Annotated in this window: 23 protein-coding genes; 10 read left to right on the forward strand and 13 right to left on the reverse strand. The window is 38.3% G+C overall.

Annotated features, from left to right (window positions below; genetic code table 11):
• The first annotated feature begins 98 nt into the window (after positions 1-98).
• Both ABR854_RS18360 and ABR854_RS18365 read left to right on the forward strand, forming a co-directional pair.
• The gene (locus ABR854_RS18360; protein WP_350267274.1) at positions 99-1,190 is read left to right on the forward strand and encodes an alpha/beta hydrolase; all 1,092 of its coding nucleotides are present in this window, start codon (positions 99-101) and stop codon (positions 1,188-1,190) included.
• A 115-nt stretch (positions 1,191-1,305) separates the two neighbouring features.
• On the forward strand, positions 1,306-2,778 hold the full coding sequence (locus ABR854_RS18365) for a leucyl aminopeptidase family protein (protein WP_350267275.1): 1,473 nt from the start codon (positions 1,306-1,308) through the stop codon (positions 2,776-2,778).
• Between the two features lie 70 nt (positions 2,779-2,848).
• Here the strand turns inward: ABR854_RS18365 and recO are convergent, their stop codons facing one another.
• The 3 genes from recO to ispE are packed head-to-tail and all read right to left on the reverse strand — an operon-like array spanning position 2,849 to position 4,984.
• Entirely contained in the window at positions 2,849-3,538 is a 690-nt protein-coding gene (gene recO, locus ABR854_RS18370; RefSeq protein WP_350267277.1) for a DNA repair protein RecO, read from the reverse strand.
• A complete protein-coding gene (locus ABR854_RS18375; RefSeq protein WP_350267279.1) occupies positions 3,528-4,112 on the reverse strand; it encodes a cytochrome c oxidase subunit 3 in 585 nt (194 codons plus the stop codon). The genes recO and ABR854_RS18375 overlap by 11 nt, the downstream gene beginning before the upstream one ends.
• 47 nt (positions 4,113-4,159) lie before the next feature.
• Positions 4,160-4,984: a 4-(cytidine 5'-diphospho)-2-C-methyl-D-erythritol kinase gene (ispE, locus tag ABR854_RS18380; protein WP_350267281.1), complete on the reverse strand. Its 825-nt coding sequence runs from the start codon at positions 4,982-4,984 to the stop codon at positions 4,160-4,162.
• Between the two features lie 121 nt (positions 4,985-5,105).
• Between ispE and ABR854_RS18385 the strand changes: the two genes are divergently transcribed.
• The gene (locus ABR854_RS18385; protein WP_350267283.1) at positions 5,106-5,699 is read left to right on the forward strand and encodes a transposase; all 594 of its coding nucleotides are present in this window, start codon (positions 5,106-5,108) and stop codon (positions 5,697-5,699) included.
• 36 nt (positions 5,700-5,735) lie between these two features.
• On the opposite strand, the gene ABR854_RS18390 is transcribed toward ABR854_RS18385, so the two are convergent.
• From ABR854_RS18390 to ABR854_RS18400, 3 genes are all read right to left on the reverse strand, one after another.
• Positions 5,736-6,677, reverse strand: coding sequence for a hydroxypyruvate isomerase family protein (locus ABR854_RS18390; RefSeq protein ID WP_350267285.1), 942 nt, complete (start codon positions 6,675-6,677; stop codon positions 5,736-5,738).
• Between the two features lie 104 nt (positions 6,678-6,781).
• Positions 6,782-7,513, reverse strand: coding sequence for an RluA family pseudouridine synthase (locus ABR854_RS18395; RefSeq protein ID WP_350267287.1), 732 nt, complete (start codon positions 7,511-7,513; stop codon positions 6,782-6,784).
• Positions 7,514-7,620: 107 nt separating this feature from the next.
• Complete coding sequence (locus ABR854_RS18400; protein ID WP_350267289.1) at positions 7,621-8,772, reverse strand: 1-deoxy-D-xylulose-5-phosphate reductoisomerase; 1,152 nt, start codon at positions 8,770-8,772, stop codon at positions 7,621-7,623.
• 260 nt (positions 8,773-9,032) lie between these two features.
• Between ABR854_RS18400 and ABR854_RS18405 the strand changes: the two genes are divergently transcribed.
• On the forward strand, positions 9,033-9,914 hold the full coding sequence (locus ABR854_RS18405; protein WP_350267291.1) for a fructosamine kinase family protein: 882 nt from the start codon (positions 9,033-9,035) through the stop codon (positions 9,912-9,914).
• Between the two features lie 85 nt (positions 9,915-9,999).
• Here ABR854_RS18405 and ABR854_RS18410 read toward each other — a convergent pair whose 3' ends face one another.
• Positions 10,000-11,061: an acyl transferase gene (locus ABR854_RS18410; RefSeq protein ID WP_350267293.1), complete on the reverse strand. Its 1,062-nt coding sequence runs from the start codon at positions 11,059-11,061 to the stop codon at positions 10,000-10,002.
• A 126-nt stretch (positions 11,062-11,187) separates the two neighbouring features.
• Between ABR854_RS18410 and ABR854_RS18415 the strand changes: the two genes are divergently transcribed.
• Positions 11,188-11,697, forward strand: a complete 510-nt coding sequence (locus ABR854_RS18415; protein ID WP_350267295.1) for a hypothetical protein — start codon at positions 11,188-11,190, stop codon at positions 11,695-11,697.
• Positions 11,698-11,784: 87 nt separating this feature from the next.
• Here the strand turns inward: ABR854_RS18415 and ABR854_RS18420 are convergent, their stop codons facing one another.
• The 3 genes from ABR854_RS18420 to ABR854_RS18430 form a co-directional block, all read right to left on the reverse strand.
• Positions 11,785-12,795 (reverse strand): dipeptide epimerase, encoded by a 1,011-nt coding sequence (locus ABR854_RS18420; protein WP_350267297.1) that lies wholly within the window; start codon positions 12,793-12,795, stop codon positions 11,785-11,787.
• A gap of 154 nt (positions 12,796-12,949) precedes the next feature.
• On the reverse strand, positions 12,950-13,240 hold the full coding sequence (locus ABR854_RS18425) for an endonuclease domain-containing protein (protein ID WP_350267299.1): 291 nt from the start codon (positions 13,238-13,240) through the stop codon (positions 12,950-12,952).
• 153 nt (positions 13,241-13,393) lie between these two features.
• Positions 13,394-14,101 (reverse strand): 2-phosphosulfolactate phosphatase, encoded by a 708-nt coding sequence (locus tag ABR854_RS18430; RefSeq protein WP_350267301.1) that lies wholly within the window; start codon positions 14,099-14,101, stop codon positions 13,394-13,396.
• Positions 14,102-14,369: 268 nt separating this feature from the next.
• Here ABR854_RS18430 and atpA point away from each other — a divergent pair, with 268 nt between their 5' ends.
• The gene (gene atpA, locus ABR854_RS18435) at positions 14,370-15,947 is read left to right on the forward strand and encodes a F0F1 ATP synthase subunit alpha (protein WP_064197735.1); all 1,578 of its coding nucleotides are present in this window, start codon (positions 14,370-14,372) and stop codon (positions 15,945-15,947) included.
• 101 nt (positions 15,948-16,048) lie between these two features.
• Positions 16,049-16,933 (forward strand): ATP synthase F1 subunit gamma, encoded by an 885-nt coding sequence (gene atpG / locus ABR854_RS18440; RefSeq protein WP_350267304.1) that lies wholly within the window; start codon positions 16,049-16,051, stop codon positions 16,931-16,933.
• A gap of 115 nt (positions 16,934-17,048) precedes the next feature.
• Here the strand turns inward: atpG and ABR854_RS18445 are convergent, their stop codons facing one another.
• The 3 genes from ABR854_RS18445 to ABR854_RS18455 all read right to left on the reverse strand — a co-directional run bounded on the left by ABR854_RS18445 (position 17,049) and on the right by ABR854_RS18455 (position 19,860).
• Positions 17,049-17,831: a hypothetical protein gene (locus tag ABR854_RS18445; RefSeq protein WP_350267305.1), complete on the reverse strand. Its 783-nt coding sequence runs from the start codon at positions 17,829-17,831 to the stop codon at positions 17,049-17,051.
• 94 nt (positions 17,832-17,925) lie between these two features.
• Positions 17,926-18,846 (reverse strand): hypothetical protein, encoded by a 921-nt coding sequence (locus ABR854_RS18450; protein ID WP_064197738.1) that lies wholly within the window; start codon positions 18,844-18,846, stop codon positions 17,926-17,928.
• Positions 18,847-18,954: 108 nt separating this feature from the next.
• Positions 18,955-19,860, reverse strand: coding sequence for a DMT family transporter (locus ABR854_RS18455; RefSeq protein ID WP_350267308.1), 906 nt, complete (start codon positions 19,858-19,860; stop codon positions 18,955-18,957).
• Between the two features lie 270 nt (positions 19,861-20,130).
• Here ABR854_RS18455 and ABR854_RS18460 point away from each other — a divergent pair, with 270 nt between their 5' ends.
• The 3 genes from ABR854_RS18460 (at position 20,131) to ABR854_RS18470 (ending at position 24,144) form a co-directional block, all read left to right on the forward strand.
• On the forward strand, positions 20,131-21,921 hold the full coding sequence (locus tag ABR854_RS18460; RefSeq protein ID WP_502881212.1) for a glycosyltransferase family protein: 1,791 nt from the start codon (positions 20,131-20,133) through the stop codon (positions 21,919-21,921).
• Between the two features lie 203 nt (positions 21,922-22,124).
• The gene (gene plsY / locus ABR854_RS18465) at positions 22,125-22,727 is read left to right on the forward strand and encodes a glycerol-3-phosphate 1-O-acyltransferase PlsY (protein ID WP_350267311.1); all 603 of its coding nucleotides are present in this window, start codon (positions 22,125-22,127) and stop codon (positions 22,725-22,727) included.
• 37 nt (positions 22,728-22,764) lie between these two features.
• On the forward strand, positions 22,765-24,144 hold the full coding sequence (locus ABR854_RS18470; RefSeq protein ID WP_350267313.1) for a dipeptidase: 1,380 nt from the start codon (positions 22,765-22,767) through the stop codon (positions 24,142-24,144).
• The last annotated feature ends 4 nt before the right edge of the window (positions 24,145-24,148 follow it).

Below are 24,148 nucleotides of genomic sequence, written 5' to 3' on the forward strand. Positions count from 1 at the left end.
TCTAATGGTACATTCAGTAGGTAGATTGCTGGAACATTATGTGTATGTAAAGTGTTTTAACTCTTATATACACTTACGTACCCACTAAAAAAGTAAAAATGAGTAACCGAAATTTATTGAGTTTGGAGTTGACAACCCCCGTTGACGACGAACGACCTGTGTATTTATCAGGTAATTTTTGTGAATGGAATCCCGATGTGTCAGATTTTGAAATGAAGCGTGTGAGCAAGGGAAAATACAAATTTACGTTTGCACCAGAAGTAGCACTTCCTGAAAAAATAGAATATAAATATACACGTGGCGGCTGGGATTTTGTTGAGCTGGATACTTACGGAAATGCACCAAGTAATCGAGTCATTGATAAATTAGTAGGTAATTATGCCGATTTTGTACCTTATTGGCGACACGATGGCTCTACGGCATTTATCAAAAAACTGATGCCCAAAGTGCAGGTGGTTTCTGAAAAATTCGAGATCCCGCAATTAAACAAAACACGGAAAATTTATATTCTCCTCCCGCACGATTATGACCAAAATCTTGACAAACGCTACCCTGTTTTGTATATGCAGGATGCCCAAAATCTTTTTGGGAAAGGGTCAAACTACGGTAACTGGGAAATTGATAAACGCCTTTCGCTTTTGACCAAAAAAGAATTGGGTGATGTGATTATTGTGGCCATCGAACACGGCGAAGAAGAGCGTTTCAATGAATATTCACCTTACACTGTCGAGAAAAAAGGTAAAGGTTTGGGCATGAAATACGCCAATTTTATTGTGCGTAATCTAAAACCATACATTGATGCCAATTATCGCACTAAAACTGAGCGACAATTTACCGGAATTGGTGGTAGTTCGATGGGTGGTTTGATTAGTATTTATGCTGGTCTGATGTATCCCGAAGTTATTGGTCGCTTGATGGTGCTTTCGCCTGCTTTGTGGGTTTCTCCTAAAATTTACTTCGATGCTATTGAGTTTTTTAACCCAATGGATACAAAAATTTATTTATATGGTGGAGGAAAAGAAGGCTCAGCGATGATTCCGAATGTTAAGAAAATGAAAGAGTCAATTGAAAGTCAAGGCTGGGATGCTGAGAAAATACAAATCAAACTTTCGACTGACCCCAAAGGCGAACATAATGAGAAACGCTGGGGACAAGAATTTCCCAAGGCCATTGAATGGTTATTTTATTAGTCTTTTGGCTATTAGCATTTAGCTGTTAGCTTTTCGTAGAACTGAAAATATTAAAAAATTAGCTGAGGTTAGACCGTTGAGGTGGCTAATTGCTAACGGCTAAAAGCAAAATCATATGAAAATCAACATAACAACCAATAATACCGCTGCCAAAACAATTATTTTTCCATTGGTGGATAATGAGAAATTGGCCGAGAATCTTTCAAAAATTGCCAAACACGTTGGTCTTAGTGCCGAAACACTACAACAAGATTTTAAGGCAGGACTAAAAGAAACTATGGCTTTGTATGGAGAAATCGAAGGGCTCGAAAAAGTATATCTTTTAGGTTTGGGAAAAGCTCCAAAAGCGATTGATTTCGTGAAGGTTTTTCGTTCATTTTTCTATAATTCAAAGAAAAAACTACCTAAAAATGTTGGTTTGAAGTTAAAATTGGCTGGTTTAGAAGCTTACACCAAGCAAATTGTTAACGGAATCTGTTTGGCTGAATATGAGGTTGGTGCCTATAAAACCGATGCAAAAAAAGTAGCTGAATTTTTCACAGAAGATGCAGTTTTAGAAATACAAGTAGCTGAAAATCACTTAGGAAGTGCCGGAAAATCAGCTGAAATCGGGCAAGCAACTGCCGAAACACAGGCCCGAATCATGGCTTTGGTTGATGCACCTGCCAATTATAAATATCCACAAAAACTCGCTGAATTTGCCATCGAATCTGGCGAAAAATATGGTTTTGATGTAAAAGTTTACGACGAAAAACAATGTCTTGAACTTGGTTTACACGCACTTTTGGCTGTTGGTCGAGGAAGTACCGAAAACCCCGCCCGATTTATAGTAATGGAATATAGTAATTCATCAGAAAAAGGCAAAAAGGTAGGTTTAGTAGGCAAAGGTGTAACTTTCGATACTGGCGGAATTTCAATCAAAGGTTCGGCAAGTATGAGTTACATGAAGTCGGATATGGGTGGAGCAGGAGCCGTTTTAGGGGCAATGGAATTAGCCGCAAAATTAAAACTTCCAGTACATTTGATTGGGGTGATTCCTTCGACCGAAAACTGCGTTGATGGAAATGCTCTCAAACCAAGTGAAGTTATTTCGTCGTATTCGGGCAAAACTATCGAAGTAATTGATACCGATGCCGAAGGTCGTTTGATTTTGGCCGATGGATTGGCTTACATCAAGAAAAACTTTGAACCAGATGTAATCGTAGATTTGGCAACTCTCACAGGAAACTGTATTGCAGCTTTGGGTTATGCTGCCGCTGGATTACTCTCGAATAATGACAAATTGGCCAATGAATTACTCGAAATCGGGCAAGACACTGGCGAAAAACTGTGGCGTTTACCACTTTGGGATGATTACAAAGATATGATGAATTCGGATGTGGCCGACATCAAAAACCTTTCATCGGCACCAGTTGCGGGGGCAATTACTGCCGCTAAATTCTTAGAGTTTTTTATTGATGGTCATACCAATTGGGCTCACCTTGATATTGCTGGCTTGGCTTTTGGCGATTCAGAATTTGCCAAAATGAAATCAGCAACTGCTTACGGTGTGAATTTATTGACTACATGGATGAGGGGGATCAATTGATAATTGAAAATGGAGAATTGATAATGTTTTATTCTTTCTCAATTCTCCATTTTCAATTATTCATTATCCATTAACTAAGTACTTCCCGCAAAACCTGCAAAGATTTTATCTCACCGAATTCTTCTACGTGAATTCTGTAAAAGACAATAATAACTTCGAGTAAATGATTTCTCACGCCTCTGCTCATAAGTAGGGGCGTTTGATAATCGGCCAAAATAAGCTGATTCATGAGTTTTTGATAGTCGGTATCAAATGGAATCATGGCATTAAATTCCTTGAATTGCGATACGATTTCGCTCGAATCTTGTGGCGAAAAACCTAAGAAAAACGCATATTTAAGCAGAAAAATCAGATGAAAGTTTTCATAATGCTCATCGGTTTCGTCCAGAAAAATCAACGAATGATAAAGAAAATCAAATAAAAGCTCATTTTCGGTGTGTTCTTTCAGCGTTTTATTTAGAATCTCATCCAAAAACATTCCGATACTTGATTTATGGATTTCGTAAGGAAGGGTGCGAAATGGAAAACTTGATTTTATCTCCGAAATTCGGTGAAGGTCTTTCTTTTCATCATGATAAACCACCATGTCGAGCAGCGAAAGCGGCTGAAAAAGTGCGATTCTGTTTTTGCCTTTGCTGCTTCTTACACCATTTTCAATAAAAGATTGAATACCGAATTTTTCGGTATAAATTTTTACAATAATTGATGTTTCTCGATAACGAATATAGCTAATAACTATTCCACGAGTTTTATGAAGCATGGTAAAGTAAAAAGAGAAAAAGGATAATCCAAAGAATATCTATAAAATGCCAATAAATACTTATTAGTTTGATTTTCAGTTGGTTAGGTGGATTTACACTATAAACGAAAGAATCGACATATTGCATTCGCTGGAACGCATCTTTATTGGCCGATGCCAATGCAATTAGTCCACCAAGTGTATGCAAAATATGCAGTCCCGAAAGTACATAAATAAACATTCCGCCTGTATTATTAGCCATCGTAATACCTGCTGAAAGCATTTTTTGCCACCCAAGACCCTGCAAAACAATAAACAACACACCCGCCAAAAGCGTAATGCTAATATTGAGTCGATAACTACGAAAACGCTCTTCCTTAAAGGCTTTATTTGCACCTTGAAGTGTCAAACTGCTGGCAACAATCACGAATGTACTTACCCAAAACACCCCTGGGATTTTTAGCGGAATATCCTGATTACGTGCCTCTTTGGTGATAAAAACCAAGAGTAAAAAGAAAAATAACAGTCCACTACCCACAATGGCTAAATAAAGCATGAAGGCAAATGGTTCACGGCGTTTTGTAAGTTTATTCATAGACCCCCACCGAATGTCCCCTAAATAGGAGTGCTTGTTTATGGTTATTAGATTTTAAAGAATCCTTGCCACATTGCGAAGTTTGGGAAACTACTTTTCAAGTCCGTTTCTTGCTCGAAAATACCATAGACTGTCGAACCAGAACCTGTCATTGAAGCATAAATTGCTCCTGCTTGATAAAGTGTTTCTTTTACCTCGGCAATAGTCGGATACTTTAATAACAACTTTTCTTCAAAATCGTTTTTAACTATTTTTTTCCATTCAGAAATTGGTTGCGAAAGTGCCGTTTTTAGAGCTATTTGGGGCTTTTTTGGCGATACGCCCGAATACGCTTCGGCCGTAGAAATATGAATATCTGGGTTTACTAAAACCACATACTTCCCTTTTAAATCAAGCGTGAAGTCTTCAAATTCATCGCCTTTATTGAAGCAAAAAACTGGTCGATTTTCGATGAAAAATGCACAATCTGAACCCAGTTTTCGGGCAAAATCTTTCAATTCATCATTGCTGAGTTTTAGTTCATAGACTTCGTTGAGCATTTTTAGCGTAAATGCTCCATCGGCAGAACCACCGCCCAAGCCAGCACCCATCGGGATAACTTTGTGTAGATGAATCATTGGCGGGACACCGATACGGTCTTGCAATAAATTCCATGCTTTTAGGCATAAATTAGAACTTTCATTGCCAGGAATCGCCAAACCCGAACTCTGAAAGACAGCGTTTTTAGCATCAGGATTTTGGTTGGGGATAATTTCGAGGGCATCGCACCACTCGACAGGATAAAATACTGATTCGATGTTATGAAAACCATCGGAGCGTTTTTCGGTAATATTCAAGCCAATATTTATTTTGGCGTTTGGAAATGTAAGCATTGAGTCTGATTTCAAAATTCAAATTTAGTCAACCGCTTAGTAAATAAATAGTAAAACAATTTTAAGTTTTTCATAAAACCCATATCTTACTTTAAAATTAACCCTTTAACTCTCAAAAAATATGAAAACAATGAGACTTTTGGTGTCGCTGTTGGCGATAAGTATGTTTTTAAGTAGTTGTGGAAAGAAAAAAGAGGAGCAAACCGAACAAGAAAAGGCGATGGAATTGGTAGATAAAATTAAGGAGGAAGCCGAGAATATGTCGAACGAAGAGCCAAAGGAAGTGGTTGATGCTAAACTTTTGAAGGAACTTCTGCCCGAAGAAGCCGCTGGTTTAGCCCGAAAAAGTGCTGAAAGTGAAAAAGTAGGAGCAATGGGCTTTATGGTATCGAAGGCGGAGGCAAAATATAAAAATGATGATAGTTCAATAGAAGTGAATATCATTGACGTAGCAGGAACAGGTGCTTTGATGGGAATGGCTGCGTGGTCGATGATGGATATGGATAAAGAAACTGAAAACGGCTACGAAAAAACGACAACTTATAAAGGAAATAAGGCTTACGAAAAGTACAATTCTAAAAACAATGATGGAGAAATGGCTGTAATAGTAGCCAAGCGTTTTGTTGTATCTGTAAAAGGAAGAAATGTAGCAATCGATAAAATCAAGGATACGCTTGATGATATTGATTTAGGGAAATTGGAAGACTTGAAGTAACAAAAAGGGAAGCGTCGCTTCCCTTTTTGTATTATATTAAAAATTATCACTCCATTGATAAGCCTCAATAAGTTTGGTTTCGCCTTCTTTGCCTTTCGCAAAATTGCCGTGTTCCATACCCATAATAAACTCTTGATTGTTGGCTTTTGCTTTATCGTAGATATGCTTGAAAAGGCTTTTGTAGTTAATTTCGCCAGTTGTTGGCTCTTTTCGACCTGGCTCATCTCCGATTTGGAAGTATGCAATTTCTTCCCAACATAAATCCATATTTCGAGTCATGCGGCCTTCGTTTCGCTGCATGTGCCACATATCAAACAAAATTTTGCAAGATGGGCTGTTTACGGCCTTACAAATCATATAACTTTGATCGGAATAACGCAAGAATAAGTCAGCATTATCGCTCAACGGTTCAAGTACCATCGTTAGGTTATGCGGCTCAAAAATATCAGATGCACGACGCAAAGCATCAATTACATTAGCTGTTTGGATACCTAAAGGTAAATTTCGCTCGAAATAGCCAGGTACGACTGTCATGTATTTTGCATTGCAACGTTTGGCGGTTTCGACTGAGGCACGACAAGTTTTTAGGAAGTTTTCGAGAAATTCTTTTTTGCCAGTTGCCAATGATGTTTTCCAGTTATCGCCACCATCTACCACAAAAACGCCCATTTTCATGCCGAGTTTAGCGAGTGTTTCTCCGATTTTTGTTTGAGTTTCAACCGAGCGGCCCAACATACCGTTATCTTCAAGAGCCATGAAACCATTATCGGCCATGAATTTAAGTTGGTCGAAAAGGTCTTTTCCTGCCGAATTTTCAAACATTCCGAAATGTGGAGCATACAAAAGTTTGTATTTATACGGAGCTAAGTTTGTTGGCGAAGAAGCCAAATCGTTGGCCGCTAAAGCTGTGGCGGTACTTCCGAGGCTTGTTGCACCTGCGGCTAAGACACTTTTTGAAAGAAAGTTTCTGCGATTCATTAGTTTTTATAGAATTGAAGGTTGATTTTTAAAAGAGCGAATAAATATCTTTCAAATATATCATAAAAAAAGCGTTTGGTCTAAACCAAACGCTAATAGTTTTCTCAATACAAAAAGTCCAAATTTTCGGTTTTTACATCTTCGGGTTCGAGTTCTAAGAATTCTTCCCAAAATGGATTTTCGGGCAATGCTGCTTTACAGATAATTGGCTCTTTTTTTACGGGATGCACAAAATACAAGCGTCGAGCATGAAGATTGATGTTTCCTTCAAGGTTTGGGCGAGGAAAACCGTATTTTACATCGCCTCGAATCGGGCAACCCATTTTGGCTAACTGCACACGAATTTGGTGCGGGCGACCAGTAATCGGATTTACTTCGAGCAAATGCGAATGGTTGATTTCTCCCAAATAACGGTAAGTCAGCTCAGCCTTTTGCGAGCCTTCAACTTCTTCATCAAATGCTTTAACTATGTTTCTGGCTTCATCTTTTACAAGCCAGTTAGTCAGTTTTCCTGATTTTTTCTCAGGTTTTTTTCCTACAATTGCCCAATATGTTTTCTGAATTTCTCTTTTTCTGAAAAGTTCATTCATGCGTTCGAGAGCCTTTGAGGTGCGTGCAAAAACCACTAAACCACTCACGGGGCGGTCAAGACGATGCACTGTTCCCAAGAAAACATCGCCAGGTTTGTTGTATTTTTCTTTAATATAATGTTTTACGTAGTCCGAAAGCGTTTTATCGCCCGTGCTATCGCCTTGCACCAAAACACCTTGTGCTTTATTGACGATAATGATATGATTATCTTCGTAAACTACTTGAAATGGTTGTTTCTTTGCCACTTTACTTTTGAATTAAGAATTAAGAATGCAGAATTAAGAATGGTTTTACTCCGTTTTAATACTATCTTCTTTAAAATAAACTATTGTCTGCGGACTATCATCGACTATTAAACAAACTCCAAAGCCAGACGTCTGGTTTCTTTGTCGGTTTCTATATAATCTTCGAGCGTTGGTGTACGCACGAAATTTACTTTTTTCATGCAATCTTCAATCAAATCCGACATTTCTAAGAAACCGATTTCATCACGTAAGAAAGCCGCAACTGCTACTTCGTTGGCTGCATTTACAATACACGCCATGTTTCCGCCAACTTCAAGAGCTTCAAATGCAAAACCTAAGTTACGGAAGGTCTCATAATCAGGCTTTTCAAAAGTCAAAGATGGGAATTGTGCAAAATCCATTCTCGGGAAATTAGATTTTAAGCGATTCGGATAGCCAATCGCAAACTGAATCGGCACACGCATATCGGGTAAACCCATTTGAGCTTTCATGCTACCATCTTCAAATTGCACCATTGAGTGAATAATGCTTTGCGGATGCACCACCACTTCGATTTGGTCAGGCGTAAGTCCGAAAAGCCATTTTGCCTCTATCACTTCCAAGCCTTTATTCATCAACGAGGCCGAATCAATCGTGATTTTTGCTCCCATGCTCCAATTGGGGTGCTTTAGAGCCTGTGCTTTTGTAACGGTTTTCAAAAATTCACGGTTTTTTCCCCTAAATGGCCCACCCGAAGCAGTCAAAATTATCTTTTCGATTGGATTATGGAATTCACCAACCAAACACTGGAAAATCGCTGAGTGTTCCGAATCAACGGGTAGAATGTCAACTTTGTGTTTTTGTGCCAAATCTGTTACCAATTCGCCAGCTACCACTAAGGTTTCTTTATTAGCCAATGCAATGTGTTTGCCCGCCTTGATAGCCGCCACAGTCGGAATTAAACCTGCGTAGCCAACTAAAGCCGTCAGAACCATATTGACCGATTCCATTTCTACAACCGAAACCAACGATTTGTCACCAGTATAAACTTTTATATCAAGTGGGTCGAGTGCCGCAAAAACTTTATCGTAAAGGTCTTCGTTTGAAATCACAACTACATTTGGGCGAAACTTAGCTGCTTGTTTAATCAACAAGTCGGCGTTGTTTTGTGCAGTCAGCACTTCTACTTCAAAAATATCAGGATTGGCTTCTACTACCTCCAGAGCTTGTGTTCCAATCGAACCCGTTGAACCAAGAATGGCAAGATGACGTTTTTGCATGAAAAAGGATGAAATAAATAAATCTACTGAAATTTTTTACAAAGTTCGGAAAATTTAATGATAAAGTTTTTATTTTAACGTTTCTATTCGGATTGAATTACGAATTACGAGTTACGAATTACTAATTGTTTCTTGTAAAATATTGATAATAAGTCGATTGTGCTAATATTCGGATATGTTTTTTTAATAATTTAAAATATGCACTATTCATCCTTTTACTCCCCTTTAGGGGTTGGGGGTGTTTAGAGATTAGGGGTACTATGCAAACTGCTGAAGACCAATTCCAATTTTTTGAAGGCGTATTTTTTGAAAGCTTCGGGCGTGACCTTCAAGTAACCGAGTATCGACTATTGCAGGGCGGAAGTATCAACGTGACCGTGCAGGTAGTTACCAACGAAGGCAAATACTTTGTGAAATATAATACTCGAAATCACGAAGGAATGTTTGAAACCGAAGCACGTGGTCTTGACTTATTACGTGGGACTAACATCATTCGTGTGCCTGAGGTAATCAACTGGGGACGACGTGACGGACAAGATTATTTAGTGCTGGAAAACATAGAATATACCAAGCCAAATTTCGATTATTGGGAAATGTTGGGGGAGAAAATAGCCGCCTTACACCGAAATACTGACGAAAAATTTGGACTAAATTTTGATAATTACATAGGCTCACTTCGCCAAAATAATGAGCAAAAAGATGATTGGTTGAGTTTTTTTATCGAAAAACGCTTAAATCTTCAAGCTGGCTTGGCTTATTATAATGAATTGATTAGCAAAGAGTTATACGAGAAATTTCAGCAGTTCTATAAAGTTCTACCCGAATTGTTGCCAAACGAACCAGCTTCACTATTACACGGCGATTTATGGACTGGAAACGTAATAACAAATAATGATGGCGAGCCAACGCTCATCGACCCCGCCGTTTATTACGGAAATCGTGAAATGGAAATTGCCTTTACAACACTTTTTGGTGGCTTCGATAAGCGTTTCTATGATACTTATAATGAAGTGTATCCGCTACAACCTCGCTTCGATATGCGTGTGCCGATTTATAATATATACCCGCTATTGGTTCATGTAAATTTATTCGGAACGAGTTATTTACCGCCCGTGATTCGGACTTTAAATAAGTATCTGTAAAAGTCGTTCGTTTTGTTATGAATTGTTAAAAAAGTTACATGTTGTTTACTTTAAAAATTAAACAATCTGCAACTAAAACTACAACCTAAACTACCATCAGATTACAACCTCTGATATCTGAATTATCAAAACGGCCAATAATACTGAACGATTGATTTTCAGTGTTATATGCTCCTAAATCTTGGGTTTCTATAAAGCAGCAAGAATCAATGTTTGCCAAATCGACTACGTTAATTCCACCACGAATGAGCGTTCGTTCATTATTGGTTTTAAAATTTACTGTCGAAATAATCTTAAAAGGGTCGTTGATTTCTCGAAGCAAAACTTTCATCGTTTGTGGTAATTCAAAAATCCCATCACCCTTCGAGTATCCTTGCGAAAGGAGTTCGGTCATGCCATATTCTGAATGAATTTTTTCAATTCCAAAAGCTGAGGTCAGAATTTCATGAACTTCTTCACGCAAAAGTTCTTTTCTTCTTCCTTTCATTCCACCCGTTTCCATGACAATCAATCTATCTTTTAGTTTTTCCATAAAAGATAAATCTTCGCCCGATTCGGCCAAATCGAGCAAGGCAAAAGTTACACCAATCAACAAAACCTTTCGCTTTGAATTTTGGTTAGATAATTGGCGGAGCTGTTGAATCAATTCGGAAGTGTTTTTCAGATAAAAACCCGATTCTTTCGAATAAGTGCGATAAATAAAACTCTGCACCATATACACCAACGACGAATTATTTCGTTCAAGGTAAGAAGGTAGCAAAGCTAAAATATGGAAGTCGCTCAATGGGCCATAAAACTGCTCGAAGATTCGCTGACTGATATATTCATAGAAAGGCAAATCGCTCACTAAATGTTTGCTTGTTGTATCGCCAGTTGTACCGCTACTTTCAAATATGATTTGGGTAGGAGCAGCATCCGACACGATTTTATGGTGTTTGAAAAACTGAATCGGTAAGAAAGGGATTTTCTCCAGACGACTAACTTTTGTAGGATTTACTTTCAGAAAACTTAGGTATTCTTTGTAAGTGTAATTGCTGGCAGCTTGAAAACGAAAGATTTCTAAAGCTAATTCTTCAAAATCGTGTGGTCTTACTGAGGCATCGCTCAATTGTAAAACTGCCGATTTTAGTTCGTCACGAATACTCATTGAAAATTTTATAATTTTTACTAAATTAGCAGAAAATAGTCGATAGGCGACACTTGATAGCCCACAAAAATTAACCGTGGGCTGTTATCTAAATGACCATAGACTAATCAAAATTACATAATTACGATGAAAAAGGTTTCAGGATTTATCATATTAGCAGCAATAGGCTTATTAATAGGTTGTTATAAAGAGGTATCTTTTGATGTAAAACCAGCCATTGAATTTAGAAGTTTGAAAAAAGAAATAAGAATTGACCAATTTGCGGGTTCAAAAAAAGATTCTGTTATTTTAACTGTTAAGTTTCAAGATGGAGATGGAGATTTGGGGTTAAACGAAAAAGAAAAAACAACTGCCGAACTGACAAACGATTTCAATTATATCATCAGAATTTTCCGTAAAAAAAAGGGGGTCTTTACTGAATTTATACCAGATGTTCCCTACTCTGGGTATTTCCCTCGCTTAAAAACGGATGGAAAAACTGGGCCAATTGAAGGAACACTTGACTATTCGATAGATTTTCCCCACCCATTTACGCCAGTGAAAGATTCTTTAAAATTTCAAGTAACAATTAAAGACCGAGCAGGAAATATTAGTAATACTACCGAGTCTGAAGTAATTGTATTAAATGAGTTTTGATGAAAGTTTACACTTGATGGTCAACAGTCCACAGTAAAATTCCTATTACTTTTGTATTCTGTGGACTGTTGACCATTAGTTGTGGACTCAAAGAAGCGTTGCTCCCGTACCATTTACTTTTGGGTAAACAGGCTTACCTTTATCGAGATAAACACCCGTTGCAGGGTCATTAGCAATTAAAATCGAGCCATCCATATCTACATAATCAAGCAGAGGTGCAAGCTGCCCAATTGCCGAAATTCCGATACTTGTTTCGGTCATGCAGCCACACATCACCTGTAAACCTAAACGTCGAGCTTCGGCAATCATGCGTAATGCGGGCGTAATTCCACCACATTTTGCCAGTTTTATGTTTACTCCATCAAATTTCCCAACGCATTTTTTCACATCTTCTTCCACGATACAACTTTCATCTGCAATTAGAGGTAGAACCGATTCTGCCATTATTTCGAGCATTGGTTCATAATCATCTTTTTGCATCGGTTGTTCGATAAACTCAACGCCCAATTCGGCAAAAGCTTTTGAGTTTTCAATTGTTTCTTCTACGCCCCAAGCACAGTTGGCATCTACTCTGAAAAGTGCATCAGTATGTTTGCGAAGTTCACGGACAATCTCCACATCGTGGTCGGTGCCGAGTTTGATTTTATAAATCGGGAAATCGAACTCTTGCATTTTTTCAACCATTTTTTCGATGGTATCAATGCCAATCGTATAGTTTGAGTACGGAGCTTTCTTTATATCTAATCCCCAAATTTCGTAAAGTGGTTTTCCTCGTTTTTTTCCCCACAAATCCCAAGCAGCAATATCTAAGGCACAATGTGCGAAAGGGTCACTTTTTAGGTACGGATACATAAATGCCCAAAAATCTTTAGGACTATTTAGTTCATAGTTTTCGATAATGCTCTGATATTCAGTGAGTTTGTCTTTCATGCCTTCGGCCGTTACGCCGTAATAAGGAATCGGCGTAGCTTCGCCATAACCACTGAGGTCGCCGTCTTGAAGTTCTACAATAAAGGCATCAATATCATCACGAGAGCCATGTGCAATTGTAAAAGTATGCCGCATTTGCAGTGTAAGAATATGGAATTTTAGTTTCATTTTGATGAAGAGGAAAATGTTGTTGTTATTTAGTTTCCCCTCCTTGAAAAGGAGGGGTCGCCTGACGAAGTCGGCGGGGGTGGTTGGTTAGGTCTTAAAATGCCTTTTAATCTCATTCAAAACCCAATCAATATTTTCAAAAACTTGTTTATTTTCAAATCGCAATATATTTGATGTTGAGTGATTTTAAAAACTCATCACGTATTTCATCTTGCACAAGTCCGTAGCCTTCAAAATGTTCTTGTCCATCTAATTCTATGTTTAGCCTCTCCGATGGACAATAAAAGTCAAGAATATAAAACTCAATACTGTGCTGTCTTCTAAACTTTCGCCCTTCTAATTGGCTATTCTTTAAATAATTCCATAGAGTAGCTTCGGCTGATGTGGAATGGTTTCGTAAATATTTTCTATGTGGTTTTAGGGTTTTTAGATTATTGAGTTGCATAGCTTTTTGCTAAAAATTTAGTCCAATGTTTAACCACCCCGTCCGACTTCGTCAGGACACCCCTCCTTGAAAAGGAGGGGAAACTTTGTTCTCGCTTAATGTTCTCGCTAAAGTTATTTTTTACTAATACTTTACCTCACCCAAATACAAATATCACATATTCACCAACTCATTCCCACGAAGTACAGGCACAACATCATACAAATCACGTTGTAGGCAATAACCAATGTCTTTATTAATACCCAAACGTTGCAAACGACGAATATGCGATGAGTTCGCCAAATAGCCCAACATATCATCTTTAGCTTGTTGATACATTCGCATGGCCATAATTGCACTATCTTCGGCTACAAAAAACTCATTTTGCACTGCATCTACCAATGCACCTGCAAAAAGCGTATCTTCCAAATTTGTTCTACCTTTCCAGCCTGCACACAATACCAAAACATCATAAGGTTGAGTTTTCAAATACTCAACAATCGCATTGAGGTTTAAGAATGCACCCACTAAAACTTTTACGGCCGAACTTTTAGCTTTCGTAATTGAATATGTACCGTTCGTAGTTGTCATGGCAATTTTTTCGCCAATCAATTTTTCGTCCATATAGCTAAAAGGTGAGTTGTCAAGCTCAAAACCCTCTACTTTTTGAGCATTACGCTCGGCTGCTGCAATAAACCCTTTGGCTTGTAAGGCTTGACATTCTTCAACGGTTTCTACGGGAATAATCGCTTTTACGCCATAGGCAAAGCCCGTGACCATACAAGAAGTGGCTCTGAAAATATCCGTAACGATTACAATCGTATTGTCAATATTATGAAGATGGAGTAAATCTGGTGTTAAACAAACGTCAATATTTTTCATTTTAAAAACAATGATTCTTGATAAAAAAAACTGTTGCAAAGATGCCAAAAAATATGTTCAAATCTGACAACTTTCGCAAAGATGTCAGATTTTGGTCACAAACTTTCAAAATATAATTCAGTTTTCTAAAAATAATCCTACCTTTTTTATCTTTTTCTGCTAAAAATATGGGAATTGTGAAAATACTATCGTAATTTTGCACCCGAAAAAGCGAGGGTACAACGCAAGTTTTTTCAAATTTATATTCAAAACTCATCAAAAAAATTATATGGCATCAGTTAGACCAGATGAAGTTTCGGCAATCCTGCGTGAGCAATTGGCAGGTTCAAGAACCGAAGCCGAACTCGAAGAAGTTGGTACAGTGCTACAAATCGGCGACGGTGTAGCACGTATATACGGTTTATCAAAAGTTCAAGCCGGTGAATTGCTGGCGTTTGAAAATGGCTTGAAAGCCTTAGCACTTAACCTCGAAGAAGATAACGTAGGGGCGGTATTACTAGGCGATTCGACAGGTATCAAAGAAGGAGCAACAGTAAAACGTACAGGTGAAATTGCCTCTGTAAAAGTAGGCGAAGGAATCGTAGGTCGTGTTGTAAATACTTTGGCAGAACCTATCGATGGAAATGGCCCGATTCAAGGCGAAACTTTTGAAATGCCATTGGAGCGTAAAGCACCAGGTGTAATTTATCGTCAGCCAGTAACTGAGCCTTTACAAACAGGTATCAAATCAATTGACGCCATGATTCCAATCGGTCGTGGACAACGTGAGTTGGTTATCGGTGACCGTCAGACGGGTAAAACTGCTGTTTGTATTGATGCCATCATCAACCAAAAAGAATTCTACGATAAAGGCGAACCAGTATTTTGTATTTATGTAGCTTGTGGACAAAAAGCATCTACGGTGAAGGCTGTTGAGCAAACACTTCGTAAATACGGTGCAATGGACTACACAGTTATCGTAAATGCTGGTGCTTCTGACCCATCTCCGATGCAATTCTTCGCTCCGTTTACGGGTGCTGCCATCGGTGAATATTTCCGTGATACTGGCCGTCCAGCATTAGTTGTTTATGATGATTTATCTAAACAAGCTGTTGCTTACCGTGAGGTATCATTATTGCTTCGTCGTCCGCCAGGTCGTGAGGCTTATCCAGGAGACGTTTTCTACTTACATAGCCGTTTGTTGGAGCGTGCTGCGAAAATCAGTTCTGATGATACGATTGCAAGCAACATGAACGACCTTCCTGCTTCATTGAAAGGTAAAGTAAAAGGTGGCGGTTCATTGACAGCTCTTCCGATTATCGAAACTCAAGCGGGTGACGTTTCGGCATACATCCCGACTAACGTAATTTCGATTACTGACGGACAAATCTTCTTGGAGTCTAACTTGTTCAACGCAGGTATTCGTCCAGCGATTAACGTAGGTATCTCGGTATCACGCGTGGGTGGTAATGCTCAGATCAAGTCAATGAAGAAAGTAGCAGGTACTTTGAAACTTGATCAAGCACAATTCCGTGAATTGGAAGCGTTTGCTAAGTTTGGTTCTGACCTTGATGCTTCTACAAAATTGACAATCGACCGTGGTCGTAAAAACCAAGAGATTTTGAAGCAAGCTCAATTCTCGCCTACACCAGTTGGTGAGCAAGTAGCAATCATTTACGCTTCAATCAATGGTGTAATGGATAAAGTAGATGTAAGCAAAGTAAAAGCGTTTGAAAACGAATTTATTACATTGTTGAAAGCTCAAAACCCTGAGGTTATCACTAAACTTGCGGCTGGTAAATTAGATGATGACATTACAGCTATCATCAAAAAAGTTGGTAAAGAATTAGCAGAGAAATACGCTTAATACAATTAAGAATGTAGAATTGAGAATTGAGAATTGAGAATAAGGAAATATTCTACCTTCATTTTTAATTCTCAATTTTTAATTCTTAATTAATTAAAAAGATGGCTTCATTAAAAGAAGTAAGAAATAGAATTGTTTCGGTAAATTCTACGACACAGATTACCAAAGCAATGAAAATGGTATCGGCGGCGAAACTTCGTCGTGCTCAAGATGCTATTGTGCAGATGCGTCCGTATGCGAATAAGTTGAACGAATTGATTTCGACTGTTTCGGCAAATACAGAAGTAGGAGCAACGAGCCCATATACCAAAGTACGTACCGTTGAGAACGTATTAATCATTGTTGTAACTTCAGATAGAGGTCTTTGTGGTGCTTTCAACTCAAATGTTGTAAAAGCTGCATTAGCTCTTATTCAAGAGAAATACGCTCCTCAAGCCGCTAAAGGAAAAGTAGAAATCATGCCTCTGGGTAAGAAAGGTGGTGAAACACTACAAAAACGTGGCTTTAAAGTAAATACCGAGTATATGGATATTTTCCAACGCTTGAATTTTGCAACTGCTCGTCAGGCTGCCGAACAAGTGATGGAAGCTTTTACTAATGGTAAGTATGATGTAGTTGAGATTATTTTCAACGAATTCAAAAATGCTGCAACGCAAATTATCCGTGCAGAGCAGGTTTTGCCTTTGGTTGAGAAAAAAGATAATACTTCAAAAGCAGGTGCTATTGATTATATCTTTGAGCCATCGGAAGAAGAGATTGTTTTGGAGTTAATGCCAAAAGCTATCAAAATGCAGATATTTAAAGCAGTTCTTGACTCGAATGCGTCGGAACACGGAGCCAGAATGACTGCAATGGACAAAGCAACTGATAATGCTAACGAATTGCTTCGTACTTTGAAAATTGAGTATAACCGCAGTCGTCAAGCTGCTATTACTAACGAAATCTTAGAGATTGTTGGTGGTGCAGAGGCTTTGAAAGCACAGTAAAAGATTATAGTTCTTATATACAAAGGCGGCGATGTATCGAAAGATATGTCGCCGTTTTTTGTTATGCTATTCTTTGATTTCCCATTACATTGTTGGCACAATTTAGAAAATTGTGTTACAATTCCTGTACACTCATTACGCCCAAGTTTTCAAATAATTTCGACCAATAAAGTGTAATCGTTGGGTTATTTTCTTTAATTGAACTCGTTGGTTCAAAGGGTAATATCATCGAAATATCAGGGCCATTCAGAGCTAAATCTTTATATTTTTCGGCATCAGCTTTTGCCCAGTTTTCTGCTTCCGAGTTATCTTTTGGTGGGTTTATCTGAAAATCTCGACCACTTTTTACACTTTCAACCATATCACTCAAATAATAAACTTTTACTACTGCACCTGATTCTGAAGCTTTAGCAATAACAGGAAGGCTCGCCAAAATATTGGTTTCACGATTGGAAGCATTATCATTTTGAGCGTTGAGACGTGCCAATGCTTGTTTTGTTACGAAGGTACGTTCTTTTCTAATTGATAAGTCATAAGAGGTTTTAATAGCCTCTAAGTCTGTTGCATTCATACCTTCGGTGTCTTCCATTTCGGTGCGGCAAGTGAGCGAAAGGCAACGCCCTTTAGCTGTATTTTCGTGAATGTAGTAAATCTCAAATTTATCGCCCGATTTCCTTACATTTTCTTCGATAATACTATTGAGTGCTTGCTGGTATTTTTGGGCAACAAAAGGCTTTGAAACGTCCACACTGGCGGTTTTATCAATGAAAATAAGCGTATGAATGGCTGGTGCATCCGCTTTATTTTCAGTTTTTTGAGCTTTTTTTTCTCCGCATGAAGCAAGAATTGATATTAATGATAAAAAGACAAGAAAGTGATTGATATTGGGCTTTTTCATCAAATTATTGTTAATAGGCTATTTGCCTAAATTATAAATGCTTTTTCATGTTCAGGTCAGACCTTCGGTGTAGACCCTTTGCAAAATTATACTTTCAATATTTCAACTTTAAAAGTTTTCTATAAGTGGTATCAGCGGGCGAGTTTTTCTCCCAATAAGCATTTTGAATGGTTGCTTTCAGTACCGCTCTCGACGTTAATTTCTTTTTTCTTACTTCATACGTATCTTCCCAACCGATAATCTGGTGAGGAAAACCTTTCTCAAAAATGATTCTTAAATCTCGCTGACTTTCAGGGAACTTAATTTGATAGTCCATCAAGTCTTTACCCTTAAATGTTGAATCGCCTTTATAGGGTTCGAGTTTAATTTTGGTCATTTCGGCCTGCACTTTTTTATGACGCAAACGCAAAAACGTCATGCTTGGTATCAACAAAACATTTCCTTTGGGTAGTTGTTCGATAGGTAATAACCTAATCTTTGTCCAGAGTTCATCTTCGAGCATGGCATAATCAATATGACATTCTTCTGAAACTTCTTCTTCAAAATACGATTTTCCAAGTATTTGATACCCGTTTTGGTGATAATTTAGCTGCATAAAACTCTGCCCGCACCACTCTTGGTTGGTATTTGTGACCTTGAGCGTTGCAGAAAATGTATTGGTTTGAATAGGCGTGAAAACTGATGTGTACATCGAATAATCATAAATACCCGTAACAAATTTTTTAATAAAATTGAGTTTTAGCACTGGTGTTGCCTTTTCTTTGGCATCTGACTCCAGTTTTACCTGTTTGTCTAAACGAAAATCTTCACTGACAAATACCATCACGGCTTCGCCTTTATTGAGCTTTCCGTATTGAGCTTGTTGTAAATCATAACTACTGATTTCGGCTTTATTCGTAAACCAGTATTTTCTAAACTCCTGACTGTCAGATAATTGTATTTGTTTTTTTTCGTTTTTGTTAGTACAAGCAGTAATTATAAATAATAGGCTAAAAATTATAGTATAATATTTCATTCTTTGAGGTTTGTTGCAAATAATCTTTCAAAATTAATCAAATTGTGTGGTACTTATATAATGATTACGTGTTAATGATTCGTTATTAAACGGTATTTTTCAGCATTATCATTTTTTCCCTTTCCAGCTAATCAAAAATACACCGATTAAGACGAAAAATGTTCCGATGATTTGTTCGAGCCAGATGTTTTCTCCCAAAAATGCTGTTGCCAGAAAAATCGTAAAAATTGGTCCGATACTCGCAATTATCGAAGCATTACCCGAACCCACATGCTTGATTCCCTCTGACAACATGAATGTTGGCAAAACTGTTGAGAAAACGGCCATCGAAAGCGAAATGATATAAACAGGCCTCGGAAAATTAAAAATGGTAAGTCCGTTTTCGATGTAGCAATGAATGATTGTTGGAAAAAGTGCCGAGATAATCACCCACGAAGTAAAGCGAGTAGTGCCGAGTTTTGCGATGAGGCCATCGCTACTTATGAGATAAAAAGCATAAGTAAATCCACTCAAAATTACCCAAAAAGCACCCAAGCCGATGTTTTTTTGTTGATGAACATCAAAGTTTTTCAAGAATGCCAAAACGATTCCGAGATAAGTGATACCGAGAGCTAACCATTGAAGGCGAGTTATTGATTTTTTGAGTATAATCGCTCGCAAAAGCAAGACAAAAGTTGGGTACACAAAGAGCAAAATTCGCTCCAGACTGGCCGTGATATAATTCAAGCCTAAGAGATTGAAATAGGCCGAAACATAATATCCTACAAAACCAACTGCAAAGAGTTTTAGCCAAGTAAGCATCTGTACTTGTGGGTGCGATTCTTCTTGGATTCTTTTCCGAGATAAAATAAAAATATAGAATGGCACCGAAAATAAAAATCGGAGCGAAAGCAACGAAATAGTGTCAATGCCGTACTCGTAAGCCGATTTAATGAAGATTCCTTTTAAAGCAAAACCAAACGCTGCCCCAAAGACCAATCCTGCTCCTAACCAATAATTTGAGCGTTTGGGCATAAAAAATAACCAAATATTAACAGAATGAACGAATGAATATGATAGATTTGCTAAAAGAAATTTATGCAAAAAATAGCAGAATGTCTAAAATTAGCCTTTTAAGATTAGAATTACTTGAAAAGTTAAATTTTTTATTGCTATTGTTAAATTTTTTAAGCTAATTCAACCCTATGTTTTACCATTTTTTTTAGCAACATGGCAACCAAAGCAAAATTAAAGAAAGAATCAGAACAAACCATTAGTATTAAACCACGAGAACAAAAGAAGCCAATGTTGATGGAAATAGCTTGGGAGGTATGCAACCAAGTAGGGGGAATTTACACCGTTATTCGCTCAAAAGTACCTTCAATGGTAGAGGAGTGGGGCGAAAATTATTGTCTCATTGGCCCATATTTTCCAAATACGGCGATGATTGAATTTGAGCCAATTGCTGACCTTGACGAATCGCCATTTGGCAAAACAGTAAAGAAAATGCAAGAAATGGGTTTTGACGCTCATTATGGACGTTGGCTCGTAACAGGTAAGCCAAAAATTGTATTACTTGATTTTAAAGCTCTTTTAAAAAACACCAATGATTATAAATTTAAACTCTGGGAAAGACATCAAATTTCGACACTAAATGCCGAGCCACTTGTTGACCAAGTAATTGCTCTTGGTGAAATGATTAGGGTATTTCTAAGCGAATTTGGCGAAACAAATGGCTATAAAAATGATATTGTTGCTCATTTCCACGAGTGGATGGTTGCAACAGCCTTGATTGATATTCGGACGGATAATGTGCCAATTTCGACAGTTTTTACGACTCATGCAACTATGTTGGGGCGTTACATTGCAGGAAATGAGGCTGATTTCTACGAAAAATTATCAGGATACGATTGGGACATTGAAGCCAAAAATTATGGAATCGAAGCTCAAGCGAAAATTGAACGTTTGGCTGCTCAAAAATCTCATGTACTTACAACCGTGAGCGATGTAACCGCCAAAGAATGTGAGGTGTTTTTTGGAAGAACCTGTGATTTGATTTTGCCAAATGGTCTGAACGTAACTCGTTTTGCTGCTACGCACGAATTCCAGAATTTACACATGAAATACAAAGAAAAAATCCATCAGTTTGTGATGGGACATTTCTTTCAAAGTTATTCGTGGGATTTAGATAATACACTTTATTTCTTTACTTCGGGGCGTTACGAATTCCGCAATAAAGGTTATGATCTTACGCTCGAAGCTCTCAAACGACTTAATTTTAAACTCGTACAAGCAGGTATTGATACAACGGTAGTAATGTTTATTATTACTAAAAATCCAGTACATTCGATTGACCCCGAGGTATTGCAGTCGAGGGCTGTGATGGAAGAAATTCGTCAGACTTGCGAATCAATCGAAAAGCAAATCGGCGAGCATCTTTTTCACGCTTCGGCATCGAACGACGACCCAAATCTACCAGATTTGAATGAATTTGTGGATGAATATTGGAGACTTCGACTGCGTCGCACGATTCAGACTTGGAAAACCAAGAAACTTCCTCATACTGTAACGCACTTGCTCAAACAACCTGATGATATTACTAATTATTTGAAAGAAACCAACTTACTCAACCACGAGCAAGACCGAGTAAAATTTGTGTATCATCCAGATTTTATTTCGCCAACCAATCCACTTTTTGGTATGGAGTATAGTCAATTTGTGCGTGGATGCCATTTGGGAGTATTTCCGAGCTATTATGAGCCTTGGGGCTACACGCCACTTGAGTGCGTAGTACGAGGGATTCCGACCGTGACGAGTGATCTCTCAGGTTTCGGAGATTTTATCATGCAATTAATGAAAGACTACGATAATGTGGGTGTTTATGTGGTCAATCGTAAAACTAAAAATTTCGATAAAGCCGCCGACCAACTGGCCGAGATTTTATACAAATTCGTAACCATGAATCGCCGTGATCGTATCATGCAGCGTAACCGTGTTGAGAATATTTCCGAGATTTTCGACTGGACAAACCTTCGTTCATACTACGATACCGCCCATGATTTAGCTCTCAAACGCAAGGGCGTAACTCGTATGTAATGTCAATAAAAAATAGTAGTATTTTTGTTGATTTACTGCTACTTTAGTATAGAAATATTTAAAAATATACAATTTTGAATAAAATAAAAAACACATAATGTGCTATTTATCAGCATTTTATGTGTTTTTTGTCATAGGGCTAACACGAAATATCACAATTTTGTGTAATTTTGTCAGTTCATCATAATCAACAAATGGCCTTAATGATTTTTAGCACTATTTTCGCCTATTTAGCAGGCTCAATTCCCACAGCAGTTTGGTACGGTAAAATTTTTCATGGAGTAGATGTTCGTCAGCACGGAAGCGGCAATGCAGGAGCAACCAATTCCCTTCGCACGCTTGGCAAAAAAGCAGGTATCATTGTTCTCATCGTCGATTTTTTGAAGGGTTTTTTAGCTGTGAAAGCTGAAAGTCTTTTTTCAACCGAAACAGACAGTATTTTGCCTTTAATTATGGGGTTGGCCGTGATTGCGGGACATATTTTCCCGATTTTTGCACAGTTCAGAGGCGGTAAAGGCGTGGCTACCGCAATGGGCGTTTTGGTGGCTACTTTCCCTTGGGCTGCTTTGGGTTGTATGGTGGTTTTTATGATTATCGTATTCGCTACTAAATATGTGTCGTTGGGGTCTATTCTCGGAGCATTAGCTTTCCCCATTCAGTTGACTTTCAATCTGTGGAATGATAATGCCGATAAATATGCCATTGGTTTTGCTTGGCTGATATTCATTATTTTGGCTGTTATGCACCGCCAAAATATCCAACGCCTACTCAAAGGAACTGAAAGTAAGTTTGGTGCGAAGAAATAAACGCATAACTTTGTATTAGATAGAAAACCACAAATCAATGAACACTTACATCGAACAAAATAAAGACCGTTTTTTAGACGAACTTTTTGATTTTCTTAGAATTCCGTCGGTAAGTGCCGACACCAAATTTCAGCCTGATATGCTTCGTGCGGCTGAATTTGTAAAAGAAAGATTATTAGAAGCGGGTCTCGATAAAGCCGAGATTTGCCCAACCGCAGGCCACCCAATTGTATATGCCGAGAAAATCGTAGATGCCTCATTACCAACTATTTTGGTTTATGGACACTACGATGTGCAACCAGCTGACCCTTACGAATTGTGGGATTCCCCACCTTTTGAACCAACTATTAAAGTAACCAAAAATCACCCTGATGGAGCAATTTTTGCTCGTGGTTCTTGCGATGATAAAGGTCAAATCTATATGCACGTAAAAGCCATAGAAATGATGTTGGCACAAGGTGGTTTGCCATGTAATGTAAAGATAATGTTTGAGGGCGAAGAAGAAGTAGGTTCTGAAAACTTAGGTGTGTTTGTAAAAGCAAACAAGGAAAAACTCGCCGCCGATTTGATTTTGATTTCGGATACTTCAATCATAGCCAATGATATTCCTTCGGTAGAAACGGGTTTGCGTGGCCTTACTTACATGGAAGTTGCCGTTACTGGCCCGAACCGTGATTTGCACTCAGGGGTTTACGGTGGAGCAGTGGCAAATCCTGTAAATGTACTTTGCCAGATGGTTGCATCTATGCACGATGCCGATGGAAAAGTAACAATCAAAGGTTTTTATGATAAAGTTGCCGAACTATCACAAGCTGAACGTGATGATTTAGAATCAGCACCGTTCGATTTAGAAGAATATAAAAAAGACCTTGATATTGCCGAAGTTTCGGGCGAGAAAGGTTACACTACTCGTGAGCGTGCAAGCATCCGCCCAACGCTTGATGTCAATGGTATTTGGGGCGGCTATACGGGTGAAGGCTCAAAAACAGTATTGCCATCAAAAGCATTTGCTAAGATTTCGATGCGACTCGTACCTGACCAAGACTGGGAAGAAATTGCAGATTTGTTTGAAGCACACTTCAAAGCTATTGCTCCACCAACGGTGAAGGTTGAAGTAAGTCGCCATCATGGTGGACAACCTTACGTAACGCCGACAGATTCAGCTGGTTATAAAGCCGCAGTTCTGGCATTGGAAGAAGCTTTTGGCAAGAAACCAGTTCCAACTCGTGGTGGTGGAAGTATTCCGATTGTGGCTTTGTTTGAGCAAGAATTAGGGCTGAAATCAATCCTTTTGGGTTTTGGTTTAGATTCGGATGCCTTACATTCGCCAAATGAGCATTATGGTTTGTTTAATTTCTTCAAAGGAATCGAAACTATTCCTTTGTTTTTCAAGCATTATGCAGCATTGATGAAGTAAAATT

The sequence above is a fragment of the Emticicia sp. W12TSBA100-4 genome (assembly GCF_040253585.1).
In the GTDB taxonomy this organism is placed as follows: Bacteria; Bacteroidota; Bacteroidia; order Cytophagales; family Spirosomataceae; genus Emticicia.